Raw genomic sequence first — 13,342 nt, forward strand, 5'->3', positions numbered from 1 at the left:
GGTCATTATTCGGAGGGCACGTATTCTACAACTTCCAGATCGAAACCGGATATCGCATTGAACTTCATTGGCGCCGACATCAAGCGCATTTTGCGCACGCCGAGGTCACGCAGGATCTGCGAGCCGGCCCCGACAATGCTGTAGGTGGTCGGTTTTTTCGGCGCTGCCTGCTCACCGGTTTCACGGATATGCGCCAGCAGCACGTCGCCATCGAGCGGGTGACCGAGCAGCAGCACCACACCGCTGCCGGCCTCGGCGACCGCAGCCATGGCGGCGCGCAGGCTCCAGCGCCCCGGTTGCTTGACCATCAGCAGGTCGCGCAGCGGGTCCATGTTGTGCACGCGAACCAGCGTCGGCTCCTCAGCGCAGACAGTGCCCAGCGTCAGTGCCATGTGCACGTCGCCTTCCACCGAATCACGATAGGTCACCAGGTTGAATTGGCCCAGTTCGCTGTCCAGCGGCTGCTCGGCAATCCGCTGAACGGTACGTTCGTGGATCATCCGGTAGTGGATCAGGTCGGCGATGGTGCCGATCTTGATGTTGTGTTCGGCGGCGAATGCTTCGAGTTCAGCGCGACGGGACATGGTGCCGTCGTCGTTCATCACTTCGCAGATCACCCCGCTCGGCTCGAAACCGGCCATACGCGCCAGGTCGCAAGCGGCTTCGGTGTGGCCGGCGCGAGCGAGAGTGCCGCCGGCCTGCGCCATCAGCGGGAAAATGTGACCCGGGCTGACAATGTCTTCAGCCTTGGCGTCTTTGGCGGCAGCCGCTTGCACGGTGCGCGCGCGGTCAGCGGCGGAGATGCCGGTGGTCACGCCTTCGGCAGCTTCGATCGAAACGGTGAACTTGGTGCCGAAACCGGAACCGTTGCGCGGCGCCATCAGCGGCAGCTTCAACAGTTCGCAGCGCTCGCGGCTCATCGGCATGCAGATCAGGCCACGGGCGTGCTTGGCCATGAAGTTGATGTGTTCGGCCTGGCAGCATTCGGCGGCCATGATCAGGTCGCCTTCGTTCTCGCGGTCTTCGTCATCCATGAGGATGACCATCTTGCCTTGGCGGATGTCTTCAACCAGTTCTTCGATGCTATTGAGCGCCACAAGGCACCCCCTTCTTTTGAATTATTTGAGGTAGCCGTTTTGGGCCAGAAAGCTTTCGGTGATGGTGCTGCCGGCGGTCTTCTCGGCGGCCTTGTCGCCCAGCAGCAGACGCTCCAGATAACGCGCCAGCAGGTCAACTTCCAGATTCACCCGGCGGCCCGGCTTGTATGAAGCCATGATGGTTTCGCTGAGGGTGTGCGGAATGATCGTCAGCATGAATTCGGCGCCATCGACTTCGTTCACGGTCAGGCTGGTGCCGTCGACGGTGATCGAGCCTTTGTGGGCGATGTACTTGGCCAGCTCTTTCGGCGCGCGGATGCGAAATTCCACGGCGCGGGCATTGTCGCTGCGCGATACCACTTCGCCAACACCATCGACATGACCGCTGACCAGATGCCCGCCAAGGCGAGTGGTCGGGGTCAGGGCTTTTTCCAGATTGACCGGGCTGCCGCTTTTCAGGTCATTCATGGCGGTGCAATCAAGGGTTTCGCGGCTGACGTCGGCGGCAAAGCCGTCGCCCGGCAACTCGACGGCGGTCAGGCAAACGCCGTTGACCGCGATGCTGTCGCCGAGTTTGACGTCGCTCAGATCGAGCTTGCCGGTTGCGACGTGCACCCGCACATCACCGCCCTTTGGGGTCAGTGCGCGGATACTGCCGATGGATTCGATGATGCCGGTGAACATGGGGTTCTCCTTGAGAACGAGGCCAGCGCTAACGCGATGGCCGGGAATTATACGCGGGCTGAAGGCACAGGGATCGCAGTGACTCGCCAGTCATCGCCCACCGCGCGGATTTCAGTGATTTTCAGTTCCGGCGCATCTTTCATCTGCGCCAGCGGCCAGTCGAGCAGCGGACGCGCCGTGGAGCCGAGGAACTTGCCGGCAATGAAGATCACGAATTCGTCGACCAGCCCCAGTTGCGCAAAGGCGCCGGCCAGACGCGGCCCGGCCTCGACCAGCACCTCGTTGGTGCCACGGCTGGCCAGTTCGATAAGCAATTGATGCAGATCGACCTGGCCGTCGGCACCCGGCACGATCAGGCATTCCGGGCCATTGGCATATTGCTCCTCGACCGCGACACAGGTGGCGACCAGCGCCGGCCCGGCCTTGAAGAACGGCGCATCCAGCGGCACCCGCAGGCGGCCATCGATCAACACGCGCAATGGCGGGCGACTCATGGCCAGCGCGGTTTGCTCACTGCCCAGACCGAGTTCGTCCGCGCGTACGGTCAAGCGTGCGCCATCGGCCAGCACCGTGTCGGCGCCGGTCAGCACCACAGCCGCCTCAGCGCGCAAACGCTGTACCGCAGAACGCGCCGCCGGGCCGGTGATCCACTGGCTCTCGCCGCTTTCCATAGCTGTGCGACCGTCGAGGCTCATGGCCAACTTGACCCGCACGAACGGCAAGCCAAGTTCCATGCGCTTCAGAAAACCTTGATTGAGCTTGCGTGCTTCAGCCTCCAGCACACCACTTTCGGTGGCAATACCAGCCTCGGCCAAGCGCTGCAAACCGCGCCCGGCGACCTGCGGATTGGGATCACGCATCGCCGCCACGACCCGGGCAACGCCAGCGATCACCAAGGCATCGGCACACGGCGGCGTGCGCCCGTGGTGGCTGCAAGGCTCGAGGGTCACGTACGCCGTCGCGCCCCGGGCCTGCTCGCCAGCGGCGCGCAGAGCGTGGACTTCGGCATGGGGTTCGCCGGCGCGCTCATGCCAGCCTTCGCCGACAATCTGGCCGTCACGCACCACCACGCAACCGACTCGCGGATTGGGATGGGTGGTGTAGTGGCCCTTGCGCGCCAGTTCCAGTGCGCGGGCCATGAAATGCGCGTCGAGGATCGCCTGCTCGGCGGCGGTGGTCATTCTTTCACCGGTTCGCGGGCGAGGCGGTCGATCTCTTCGCGGAATTCATTGAGGTCCTGGAAGCGCTTGTACACCGAGGCAAAACGGATATAGGCGACTTCATCAAGCTTTTGCAGCTCGGCCATCACCAGCTCGCCGACCACGAGGGATTTGACCTCGCGTTCGCCGGTGGCGCGCAGCTTGTGCTTGATGTGGACCAGAGAGGATTCGAGGCGCTCGACGCTGACCGGACGTTTCTCCAGCGCGCGTTGCATGCCGGCGCGGAGTTTTTCTTCGTCGAACGGTTGGCGGCTGCCGTCAGTTTTGATCAGGCGCGGCAACACCAGCTCGGCCGTCTCGAACGTCGTGAAACGTTCGCCGCAGGCCAGGCATTCACGCCGGCGGCGCACCTGTTCGCCCTCGGCGACCAGACGCGAGTCGATGACCTTGGTGTCGTTGGCACCGCAGAAGGGACAGTGCATGGTGGCTGGCAACAAAAAATGGGAGGGCCATGGTAGCGCATCCCCGTGGCAAGACAAGCCATAGGCTTTGCGGTATACAGAACGGCATGATCGTCTGATCCATGGAATTCATTCTGCCGGAGCCTCCAATGCCGTTACGTCCGCTTGTTCTGCTCAGTCTTTTCAGCCTGCTGGTGGCCTGTGGCAGCGACGCACCCAAGCCGCAACCGCCGACCCCAGGCCCCGCGCCGCAACAGGCGCAGAAAAAAGCCAAAGAGGCCGCCGAACTCGGCCCGCTGCCAGCGCATCAGCGCGAATTGAGCGGCACCCTGCAAGGCGTGCCAACCGGCGCCGAAGTCGAATTGGCGCTGCTGGTGATTGATGAAAAGGATCGCCCGCAACAATTGCTCGCCAGTTCCAGCCTGATCGGCAACAACCAGATCCTGCCGTTTCATCTGCGCTTCAACCCCGAGGCATTTCCGGCCGGCGCACGGGTTGAGCTGCGCGGTCGCGCCAGCCAGTCCGGACAACTGATCCTGCACCTGCCGTCGCAGACCATCACTCAACCGACCACTCAGGCTTTGGGCCAGCTGCAATTCGTCAAAGCGCCATGACAGCACCGCTCGACCTGCAACAGGCCTTGGGGGAATTGCTCGGCGACGCCAGACTGAAAGCCTGCGCGTTGCCTGGCACCGATTTGCAGCTGTGGTTGATCGATGGCGACAACATGGCCCGCGAATTCAGCCAGGAAGAAACCCAGCGCATCCTGCATGAACCGCCCTATTGGAGTTTTTGCTGGGCCAGCGGCTTGGCCGTGGCGCGTTATCTGGCACAGTTTCCAGAGTGGGTGCGCGGCAAGCGCGTGCTGGATTTCGGCGCCGGTTCCGGGATCGCCGGCATCGCAGCGGTGAAGGCCGGGGCGCTGGAAGTGGTGGCCTGCGATCTCGATCCGTTGGCGATCGCCGCGTGCAAGGCGAACGCCGAGCTCAACAATATGCAGATGAGCTACTCGACGGATTTCTTTGCCGAGGCCGATCGCTTCGATCTGATTCTGGTCGCCGACGTGCTGTACGACCGCGCCAATCTGCCGCTGCTCGACGCGTTTCTCACTCGCGGACGCGAAGCGCTGGTGGCGGATTCACGTGTGCGGGATTTTCGTCATCCGTTGTATGAGCGAATTGAAATGCTCGAGGCGATGACCTTGCCGGATCTGGCCGAGCCGGAAGAGTTTCGGCATGTGAGCCTTTACCACGCCACCCGCGCATGATCGTTCCCACGCTCTGCGTGGGAATGCAGCCCGGGACGCTCCGCGTCCCTTCGTACGGCGTAACGCAGAGCGTCACCGGAGGCATTCCCACGCGGAGCATGGGAACGATCAGTGTTACAGCTTTCAGCAGCCCCTCGCGAAGCTTTATAGTGAGCCCATCCACGCTTTGACGAGATCCCCCATGAGTCAGCAAACGCCGTACATCTTCGACGCCACGACTGCCGATTTCGACCAGTCGGTGATCGAAGCCTCCTTCAACAAACCGGTGCTGGTGGATTTCTGGGCCGAATGGTGTGCGCCGTGCAAGGCGTTGATGCCGATGCTGCAGGGCATTGCCGAGAGCTATCAGGGCGAGTTGCTGCTGGCCAAGGTCAACTGCGACATCGAGCAGGACATCGTCGCCCGCTTCGGCATTCGCAGCCTGCCGACCGTGGTGCTGTTCAAGGACGGTCAGCCGGTCGACGGCTTTGCCGGGGCACAACCGGAATCCGCCGTGCGCGCGCTGCTGGAACCGCATGTGCAGATGCCGCCACCGGCCGCTGCCGACCCGTTCGAACAGGCTCAGGCGATGTTCGACGAAGGCCACTTCGCCGAGGCGGAAGCGGTGCTGGTGACCATTCTCAATGAAGACAATACCAACGCCAAAGCGCTGATCCTTTACGCACGCTGCCTGACCGAGCGCGGTGAGCTGGGCGAAGCGCAAACTGTGCTCGACGCGGTCAAGAGCGATGAGCACAAGGCCGCACTCGCCGGCGCCAAGGCGCAGATCCAGTTCCTCGGCCTCGCCCGCGATCTGCCGGACGCCGCCGACCTGAAGAGCCGCCTGGCGCAAAATCCGCAGGATGATGAAGCGGTGTACCAACTGGCGATCCAGCAACTGGCGCGCCAGCAATACGAAGCGGCGCTGGACGCCTTGCTGAAGCTATTCATCCGCAACCGCAGCTACGGCGAAGGCTTGCCGCACAAGACCTTGCTGCAGGTGTTCGAACTGCTGGGCAATGATCATCCGTTGGTGACGGCTTACCGTCGCAAAGTGTTTGCGGCGCTGTATTAAGGCCTCACCCGATCCAGCTATAGAGCGGCGTATCCCCGCCGCTCGCCACTTTCACATCGGCACTGTGGCGCAGACGCACCAGCAAACGCTTGCCCGCTGCCGTACTGCCGGTGAGCGCCTCCAACTGATCGAGCAGATCCGGTCCACTGAGTTGCCCGGCCTTGCGCAGCAAGTCTTTGGCCACCTGCCACAGCGCATCGTCCTGATTCACCGGCTTCGCCGCCGGGGCCGACGCCACTGCCTCAGACTGCGCGACCGGCGCCTGCCCGCTCAGCGCCGAACCCAGCCTCGCCCAATCGCTGTCATCCAGCTCCACCGTCAAATCCACCGGCACCTCGCCGACCGTTCCGCGTATCCGCAACATCAAGTTCGCTCCTGCACTTTTCTGACCTGCATCCTCCCATGGGACTTGTGCAACGCCAAGCGACGTTGTCCAGTGTGGCGGTTATCGAGCATTCATCTACAGTGTCCTTTTTCTCACAGCACCCTGTAATGAAACGAAGTTACTACGCCCTATTGATGACCCCACTCTTGCTCATCGTGGCATGGCGCATCTGGTTGCCTGCCGATCTTTCGGCTTGTCCCGCTGACGGGGAAACTGCAGGTCCACTGACCCTTGTTATTCGTGATTACTTTGAGCGCAATAGCCGGACCGACTGGCGAGACATGGATGATCGTTTCGACATACTTTCAACCCCCGAAGGCCAGAGCATAGCGAGTCAACCGAATTCACACACTTGCGAAGCATTGCGGGTACTGCAGAGTCCGGCGTTCAGTCAGAGTGAAAAAATCTTCACCATGGCACTTATGTTCAGACTGCCAATCGACCAGTACATGGCCCTGATGGATCGCAGTCATCAACTCTACACGCAGGGCAAAATGGATAAGGAGGTGCTGACTCTGGTGGTATTTCCGCGCGGAACAGCCATCAACTACTGGTGGCTTCCGGCTTGGCGACAGCGTTTCAGTCGCGATGCCCCGAGCGTGCTCGACGCAAATATGATCAACGATGTTCTTTCGGGACGCTATTGGTTCGATTATCCAGGCGCAGGCTTCTGATTCTGTAAGCATGACATCCAATCCCAGCACCGCCCGCGAACTCATCCCGGGCGGTGCTTAGCCATGTCTTGCGCAATCTCAAGCGCACGGGCACACTCTGCGCACTTTCGTTATAAGATTACATAACAAACTTTTCATTTTTCTCGGAGTCCGTCATGCGTCGTTTGCTGCTCGCTTTGCCGTTTGCCCTGTTGCCGCTGGCCGCTGCCCATGCGGTTGATGAGCACGATCATGATCATGAGCACGGCAGCCTCGGCGCCCACGAACATGGCGTGGGCCGGCTGAACGCCGCGCTGGATGGTCAGACCCTGGAGCTGGAGCTGGAAAGCCCGGCGATGAATCTGGTGGGTTTTGAACACGCCGCGACATCGGATGCCGACAAGGCCAAAGTCGCTGCCGCTCGTGCGCAGCTGGAAAAACCATTGGCCCTGTTCAGCCTGCCCGCTGCGGCCGGCTGCAAGGTGGTCAGCCAGGAACTGGAAAGCCCGCTGTTCGGCGACAAGCCGGACGCCGATGATCACGACGAAGATGAAGCGGACAAGGACGGTCACGAGCATCACCACGACCACAGCGAAATCCATGCGCATTACCAGTTCAGCTGCGCCACACCGGGGGCACTGAACACGCTGAACCTGACGAACATCTTCAAGACCTTCCCGGCGACGCAGAAGATTCAGGTACAACTGATCAGCGCGACCGGCCAGCAAGGTACCGAAGTGACGGCGAAATCGGCTGCGCTGAAATTCTAGAATCCACCGAAATCCCCTGTGGGAGCGAGCCTGCTCGCGAAGGCGGCGTGTCATCTGACATGTGGGTGTCTGACCCAGCACTTTCGCGAGCAGGCTCGCTCCCACAGGGTTATGTGTTCACTTCATGAAAATCGGTGCCATGACCCAAGCACTCATCGAACTTTCCGACCTTGGCTTCAACTGGCCCGGTCACCCGCCGCTGCTGGACATCCCGGCGTTTCGTCTGGAAGCCGGCGAAACCCTGTTTCTCAAAGGCCCCAGCGGCAGCGGCAAGACCACTCTGCTCGGCCTGCTCGGCGGAGTGCAGAAGCCCGGTCGCGGCAGCATTCGCCTGCTCGGCCAGGAGCTGACAGAACTGTCTGCCGGCAAGCGCGATACGTTTCGCGTCGATCACACCGGTTACATTTTCCAGCAATTCAATCTGCTGCCGTTTCTCTCGGTGCGCGAGAACGTTGAGTTGCCGTGTCACTTCTCGAAACTGCGTGCGCAACGGGCGAAACAGCGCCACGGCAGCGTCGATCAGGCCGCCGCCACCCTGCTCGCGCACTTGGGTCTGAAAGACGAAAGCATCCTCAGCCGCCGCGCCGACTCGCTGTCCATCGGCCAGCAACAACGGGTCGCTGCCGCCCGCGCGTTGATCGGCCAACCGGAACTGGTGATCGCCGACGAACCGACCTCGGCGCTGGATTACGACGCCCGCGAGAACTTCATTCGCCTGCTGTTTGCCGAGTGCCGCGAGGCCGGATCGAGTCTGTTGTTCGTCAGCCACGACCAGAGCCTGGCGCCGCTGTTCGACCGTCATCTGTCCCTGGCCGAACTCAATCGCGCCGCCACGTCCGCCGAGGTCTGAGATGTATCTGTTTCGTCTGGCCATGGCCAGCCTGGCCAACCGCCGATTCACCGCATTGCTCACTGCTTTCGCCATTGCTCTTTCGGTGTGCCTGCTGCTCGCCGTCGAGCGCGTGCGCACCGAAGCCAAGGCCAGTTTCGCCAGCACCATCAGCGGTACTGACCTGATCGTCGGTGCTCGTTCGGGCTCGGTGAACCTGCTGCTGTATTCGGTGTTCCGCATCGGCAACGCTACCAACAACATCCGTTGGGACAGCTTTGAACACTTCGCCAACAACCCGAAAGTGAAGTGGGCAATCCCCATGTCCCTCGGCGATTCCCATCGCGGCTATCGCGTGATGGGCACCACCGAAGCCTACTTCGAGCACTACCAGTACGGGCGCCAGCAACACCTGGCGCTGGCCGACGGTCGCGCGTTTGCCACCGATCCTTTCGAAGTGGTGCTCGGTGCCGAAGTCGCCGAAGCGCTGCACTACAAGCTCGGCGACAAACTGGTACTGGCCCACGGCGTGGCGGCGATCAGCCTCGTCAAGCATGACGACAAACCCTTCACCGTGGTCGGCATCCTCCAGCGTACCGGCACCCCGGTGGACCGCACGTTGCACATCAGCCTCGGCGGCATGGAGGCGATTCACATCGACTGGCACAACGGTGTGCCGGCGCGCGGTAACGGGCGGATCAGCGCTGATCAGGCGCGCAACATGGACCTGACCCCGCAAGCGATCACCGCGTTCATGCTCGGCCTCAACAGCAAGATTTCCACCTTTGCCTTGCAGCGCGAGATCAACGAGTACCGTGGCGAACCGATGCTGGCGATCCTGCCGGGCGTGGCCTTGCAGGAATTGTGGAGCCTGATGAGTACGGCCGAGAAAGCCTTGTTCGTGGTCTCGCTGTTCGTTGTGCTGACCGGGCTGATCGGCATGCTCACAGCGATTCTCACCAGCCTCAACGAACGTCGCCGCGAGATGGCGATTCTGCGTTCGGTGGGCGCGCGGCCGTGGCACATCGCAAGTCTGCTGGTGCTGGAAGCTTTCGCCCTGGCGCTGACCGGGGTGATTGCCGGGCTGGCGTTGCTGTACATCGGCATCGCCGCTGCGCAAGGTTACGTGCAAGCCAATTACGGTTTGTATCTGCCGCTGGCATGGCCGAGCGAGTATGAATGGACGCTGCTCGGTGGCATTCTGGCGGCCGCGCTGCTGATGGGCAGTGTGCCGGCCTGGCGCGCGTATCGCCAATCATTGGCCGATGGCCTGTCGATCCGTTTATGAGGATGTTCACCATGCCCCGCGCCTTGCTTGCGCTGCTGATGCTGGTCGCCCTGCCCGTGTGGGCGGCGGCGCCGAAAGACCTGACCTGGTCGGAAATGATCCCGCCGGACGCCGCGCCGGAAGTACCCAACATGACCCCGCTGCACGACCTGTCGAAGATGGGCGACGCACTCTCCGCCGAGTCCGCGCCGGCGGCCAAGCAGGACATGCCGAATGCGCCGGTCGTGAAGAGCCTCGACGGGCAGAACATTCGCCTGCCCGGTTACATCGTGCCGCTGGAAGTCAGTGAAGAGGGGCGCACCACCGACTTTTTGCTGGTGCCGTATTTCGGCGCCTGCATCCACGTACCGCCACCGCCGTCGAACCAGATCGTCCATGTGAAAAGCGAACTGGGCGTGAAGCTCGATGAGCTGTATCAGCCGTATTGGGTTGAAGGACCGTTGCAGGTTAAAGCCTCGAGCAGTGAGCTGGCCGATGCCGGGTATCAAATGGAGGCGGAGAAGATTTATGCGTATGAGCTGCCGGAGTGAGTCCCGGTAGTTTTGTATTGGCTGGTCTATCGTCTTCGCGAGCAGGCTCGCTCCCACAGGTGATCACATTCCAAAGTGGGAGCGAGCCTGCTCGCGAATAGGCCCTCAAAGGTTCCACAAAACCCCGCCCCTTCACTGTTTCATTGAGCTGAGTCAAAACACCGTATCAGACGGCTTCGTACCCTAGGACATCGAATTTTTATGTCCTTTCGGAGCCCCCATGAACAAGTCCTTGCTCAGCGCCTCGCTGTTTGCCCTCGCGCTCGCAGCCCCGCTCGCCCACGCCCACGAAGCCGGTGACATTCTCGTGCGCGCCGGCGCGATCACCGTCAACCCGAAGGCCGACAGTTCCAGCGTCAAGGTCGATCAGGGTCCGCTAAGCGGCACCAATCTGGGCGGCAAGGCGACCATGAGCAGCGACACCCAACTGGGTCTGAACTTCGCCTACATGCTCACCAATAACATCGGTATCGAGCTGCTGGCAGCCACGCCGTTCGAGCATGACGTCAAGCTCAAGGGCACCGCCCTGCCCGCCGCCAACGGCAAGCTCGGCACCCTGAAACACCTGCCGCCGACCCTCAGCGTCGTCTACTACCCGCTGGATTCGAAATCGGCGTTTCAGCCGTATGTCGGTGGCGGCATCAACTACACCTGGATCTACGACGAACACGTCGGCAGCGAAGCCAGCGCCAACGGCTTCAGCAACTTCAAGGCGAAGAACTCCTGGGGTCTGGCCTGGCAGGTCGGCGCCGACTACATGATCACCGACAACATCATGCTCAACGCCCAGGTGCGCTACATCGATATCGACACGCGCGCGACCGTGGAGAACAACGCCGTCGCACCCGGCACCCGTGCACGGGTGAATGTGGATGTCGATCCGTTCATCTACATGGTCGGTCTGGGCTATAAGTTCTAAGTCGATTTTTTATTGAACGTTCACGTGGTGGTGAATGAGGCTTGGTGGCGGGCAGGCACAGACCTGACGACGACCGTACGCAGTTGATCGGGGGATAACATTCCCTCGCCACAGGGATAGCGATATTCCGGCCGTGAAAAAGGCGCCTGATGAAGGGCGCCTTTTTCATGTCTGGGGATTGGTGGTGCGTTTGAGGTCCAGGCCCCTCACCCCAGCCCTCTACCGGGGGAGAGGGAGCCGATTTATGTGTTCTTCAAAACCTGAGTTCGACTGGGTATCGCAAGTCGGCGTACTTCTCACAATCACCTTAGTCAGTTCCCTCTCCCCTGGGAGAGGGCTAGGGTGAGGGGGTTCTCAGGAGCGCCCGAGCAAGCGCGCCAAGCCCACACTCATCGGCGTCTGCGGCGGCATTTCGAAGCGCTGCAGCAAGCGTCGGTTATCGGCTCGCGAATGGCGGATATCACCTGAACGCGCCGGCCTGTAGCTCACGGGCGGCAGTTCACCGACCACTGATTTCAATGCTTCGAGCATCTGCTTCAGGCTCATCGCCTGATTCCAGCCAACATTGACCGCGCCTTCCTGTACATCAGGCTTTTCCAGCGCCTGCACCAGCAAATCGACCAGATCACCGACATAGAGGAAATCGCGAGTCTGCTCGCCATCGCCAAACACGGTGATCGGTAAACCTTTCGACGCGCGTTCGCTGAAGATGCTGATCACCCCGGAATACGGCGAGGACGGATCCTGGCGTGGGCCGAAGATGTTGAAGAAGCGAAAAATTGCCGGTTCCAGGCCATGCTGGCGACGGTAGAAATCGAAGTACTGCTCACCGGCCAGTTTGTCCGAGGCATAGGGTGTCAGCGGCGCTTTTGGCGTGTCTTCATCAATCGACTCGCCCTCGCCATTGTTGCCGTACACCGCCGCGCTGGAGGCATACACCACACGCTTGACCCCGGTCAGGCGCATGGCTTCGCAGACATTCAGGGTGCCGATGAAATTGCTCTGGTGGGTTTTCACCGGATCGTCCACCGAGGCCTGCACCGAGGCCACGGCCGCCAGATGCGCGACAGCGTTGCAGCCTTGCATGGCGCGGGCGACCAGGCCGGCATCAGCGACATCGCCGACCACCAGTTCGACCTTGGGATTGTCCAGCGGCAGGTTGCTGCGCTTGCCGGTCGACAGGTCGTCGAGCACGCGTACCGCATAGCCCTTGGCGAGCAAGGCGTCGGTCAGGTGCGAGCCGATGAATCCTGCTCCGCCGGTGATTAGAACCGTTGCTTCAGCCATGTCGGTAAAACCTGTCCAGTAGACCCGGGAGCGCGGCACGCCAGGCGCGCGGTTTGATCCCGAAAGTGTGGAGAATTTTCTTGCAAGCCAGCACCGCATGTTGCGGTTCTTCGGCGGCGTCCGGGCGCGCGGCGTGGGCCTGCGCGGTCGGTGCTTCGATCGCCAGCGGATGCAGGCTGCGTGCTTCGGTGAGAATCGCCTGGCCCAGCGCCAGCGGTGTGGTCGCTTCGTGGCCGGCGTAATGGTAAGTGCCCCACAGCGGCGCGGCGCAGTCGAGTTGCTTGAGCACGGAGATGATCACTCGCGCGGCGTCATCGACCGGAGTCGGATTGCCGCGACGATCATCGGCCAGCAGCAACTCTTCGGGTTGTTCCGCACGGGCGAGGAAGCGCCCGAGGGTGCCGTCCGGGCTGTCGTCGAGCAGCCAGCCGAAACGCAGCAGTACATGTTGCGGGCAGGTCGCGCGCACGCTTTGCTCGATGCGCCACAAGGCCTGACCACGCAGGCCCAGCGGCACCGGTTCGTCTTTTTCGCTGTAAGCGGTAGCACGTGAGCCGTCGAACACGCGATAGCTCGACGGCTGCACGAGGACAATGTTGTGGTGCTGGCACAGTTCGGCCAGACGCTCGATGGCGCGTTCCTGGCCGCTCATGCGGCTTTCGCTGACGCTCTCGGCCTGGAACCAGTCGAAATAGTAGGCGAGGTTGATCAACGCATCGGGACGGGTGTCGTCGAGCAGTTGGGTGAGGCTCGCGGCATCCCAGCCGTTTTCGGGCGGGCGGGGGGCGAGGAAACCGATGTCTTCTTCCGCACCGAGGCGAATCAGCGCCTGCCCAAGGGCATTTCCGCCGCCCAGTAACATAAGGCGCATTCGCATAGAGTCAGCAGGCCCAGTCTGATTGGAACGATGGCTTTGGCGACGGTTCTCGTGGAACCGTCGTCGATAATTGCCGGAATC

Annotated in this window: 16 protein-coding genes; 9 read left to right on the forward strand and 7 right to left on the reverse strand. The window is 61.8% G+C overall.

The features are described 5' to 3' along the window. Positions 1-5 precede the first annotated feature (5 nt). The 4 genes from ribBA to nrdR are packed head-to-tail and all read right to left on the reverse strand — an operon-like array spanning position 6 to position 3,423. Positions 6-1,097, reverse strand: coding sequence for a bifunctional 3,4-dihydroxy-2-butanone-4-phosphate synthase/GTP cyclohydrolase II (gene ribBA / locus HU724_RS25030; protein ID WP_039761895.1), 1,092 nt, complete (start codon positions 1,095-1,097; stop codon positions 6-8). Positions 1,098-1,118: 21 nt separating this feature from the next. Continuing rightward, positions 1,119-1,781 carry a riboflavin synthase gene (locus tag HU724_RS25035; RefSeq protein WP_016772981.1) on the reverse strand — a complete coding sequence of 221 codons (663 nt, stop codon included), beginning with the start codon at positions 1,779-1,781 and terminating at the stop codon, positions 1,119-1,121. A 47-nt stretch (positions 1,782-1,828) separates the two neighbouring features. Beyond that, positions 1,829-2,962 carry a bifunctional diaminohydroxyphosphoribosylaminopyrimidine deaminase/5-amino-6-(5-phosphoribosylamino)uracil reductase RibD gene (gene ribD, locus HU724_RS25040; RefSeq protein ID WP_186568821.1) on the reverse strand — a complete coding sequence of 378 codons (1,134 nt, stop codon included), beginning with the start codon at positions 2,960-2,962 and terminating at the stop codon, positions 1,829-1,831. Next, positions 2,959-3,423 carry a transcriptional regulator NrdR gene (nrdR, locus tag HU724_RS25045; protein ID WP_007910946.1) on the reverse strand — a complete coding sequence of 155 codons (465 nt, stop codon included), beginning with the start codon at positions 3,421-3,423 and terminating at the stop codon, positions 2,959-2,961. Before nrdR ends, ribD begins: the two co-directional genes overlap by 4 nt. Before the next feature lie 128 nt (positions 3,424-3,551). Here nrdR and HU724_RS25050 point away from each other — a divergent pair, with 128 nt between their 5' ends. From HU724_RS25050 to trxA, 3 genes are all read left to right on the forward strand, one after another. Continuing rightward, positions 3,552-4,016 (forward strand): YbaY family lipoprotein, encoded by a 465-nt coding sequence (locus HU724_RS25050; RefSeq protein ID WP_071173724.1) that lies wholly within the window; start codon positions 3,552-3,554, stop codon positions 4,014-4,016. Further along, a complete protein-coding gene (locus HU724_RS25055) occupies positions 4,013-4,669 on the forward strand; it encodes a class I SAM-dependent methyltransferase (protein WP_186568820.1) in 657 nt (218 codons plus the stop codon). Before HU724_RS25050 ends, HU724_RS25055 begins: the two co-directional genes overlap by 4 nt. Positions 4,670-4,850: 181 nt before the next feature. Beyond that, a complete protein-coding gene (gene trxA / locus HU724_RS25060; protein ID WP_016772977.1) occupies positions 4,851-5,723 on the forward strand; it encodes a thioredoxin in 873 nt (290 codons plus the stop codon). Between the two features lie 4 nt (positions 5,724-5,727). On the opposite strand, the gene HU724_RS25065 is transcribed toward trxA, so the two are convergent. Continuing rightward, a complete protein-coding gene (locus HU724_RS25065; protein WP_186568819.1) occupies positions 5,728-6,087 on the reverse strand; it encodes a hypothetical protein in 360 nt (119 codons plus the stop codon). Between the two features lie 128 nt (positions 6,088-6,215). Between HU724_RS25065 and HU724_RS25070 the strand changes: the two genes are divergently transcribed. The 6 genes from HU724_RS25070 to HU724_RS25095 all read left to right on the forward strand — a co-directional run bounded on the left by HU724_RS25070 (position 6,216) and on the right by HU724_RS25095 (position 11,097). Next, entirely contained in the window at positions 6,216-6,782 is a 567-nt protein-coding gene (locus HU724_RS25070; protein ID WP_186568818.1) for a hypothetical protein, read from the forward strand. Positions 6,783-6,937: 155 nt separating this feature from the next. Next, a complete protein-coding gene (locus HU724_RS25075) occupies positions 6,938-7,531 on the forward strand; it encodes a DUF2796 domain-containing protein (protein ID WP_133339259.1) in 594 nt (197 codons plus the stop codon). 139 nt (positions 7,532-7,670) lie between these two features. Continuing rightward, positions 7,671-8,381, forward strand: coding sequence for an ABC transporter ATP-binding protein (locus tag HU724_RS25080; RefSeq protein WP_041477850.1), 711 nt, complete (start codon positions 7,671-7,673; stop codon positions 8,379-8,381). A gap of 1 nt (position 8,382) precedes the next feature. Further along, positions 8,383-9,648 carry an ABC transporter permease gene (locus HU724_RS25085; RefSeq protein ID WP_071173729.1) on the forward strand — a complete coding sequence of 422 codons (1,266 nt, stop codon included), beginning with the start codon at positions 8,383-8,385 and terminating at the stop codon, positions 9,646-9,648. 11 nt (positions 9,649-9,659) lie between these two features. Then, positions 9,660-10,178, forward strand: coding sequence for a DUF3299 domain-containing protein (locus HU724_RS25090; protein WP_024014502.1), 519 nt, complete (start codon positions 9,660-9,662; stop codon positions 10,176-10,178). A gap of 220 nt (positions 10,179-10,398) precedes the next feature. Next, positions 10,399-11,097 (forward strand): OmpW/AlkL family protein, encoded by a 699-nt coding sequence (locus HU724_RS25095; RefSeq protein ID WP_016772968.1) that lies wholly within the window; start codon positions 10,399-10,401, stop codon positions 11,095-11,097. A 354-nt stretch (positions 11,098-11,451) separates the two neighbouring features. Here HU724_RS25095 and HU724_RS25100 read toward each other — a convergent pair whose 3' ends face one another. Together HU724_RS25100 and HU724_RS25105 are read right to left on the reverse strand one after the other, a co-directional pair. Further along, positions 11,452-12,384 (reverse strand): NAD-dependent epimerase/dehydratase family protein, encoded by a 933-nt coding sequence (locus HU724_RS25100; protein ID WP_186568817.1) that lies wholly within the window; start codon positions 12,382-12,384, stop codon positions 11,452-11,454. Further along, positions 12,377-13,261 (reverse strand): sugar nucleotide-binding protein, encoded by an 885-nt coding sequence (locus HU724_RS25105; RefSeq protein ID WP_038860943.1) that lies wholly within the window; start codon positions 13,259-13,261, stop codon positions 12,377-12,379. Before HU724_RS25105 ends, HU724_RS25100 begins: the two co-directional genes overlap by 8 nt. Positions 13,262-13,342 lie beyond the last annotated feature (81 nt).

The sequence above is a fragment of the Pseudomonas iranensis genome (genome assembly GCF_014268585.2).
Taxonomy (GTDB): domain Bacteria; phylum Pseudomonadota; class Gammaproteobacteria; order Pseudomonadales; family Pseudomonadaceae; genus Aquipseudomonas; species Aquipseudomonas iranensis.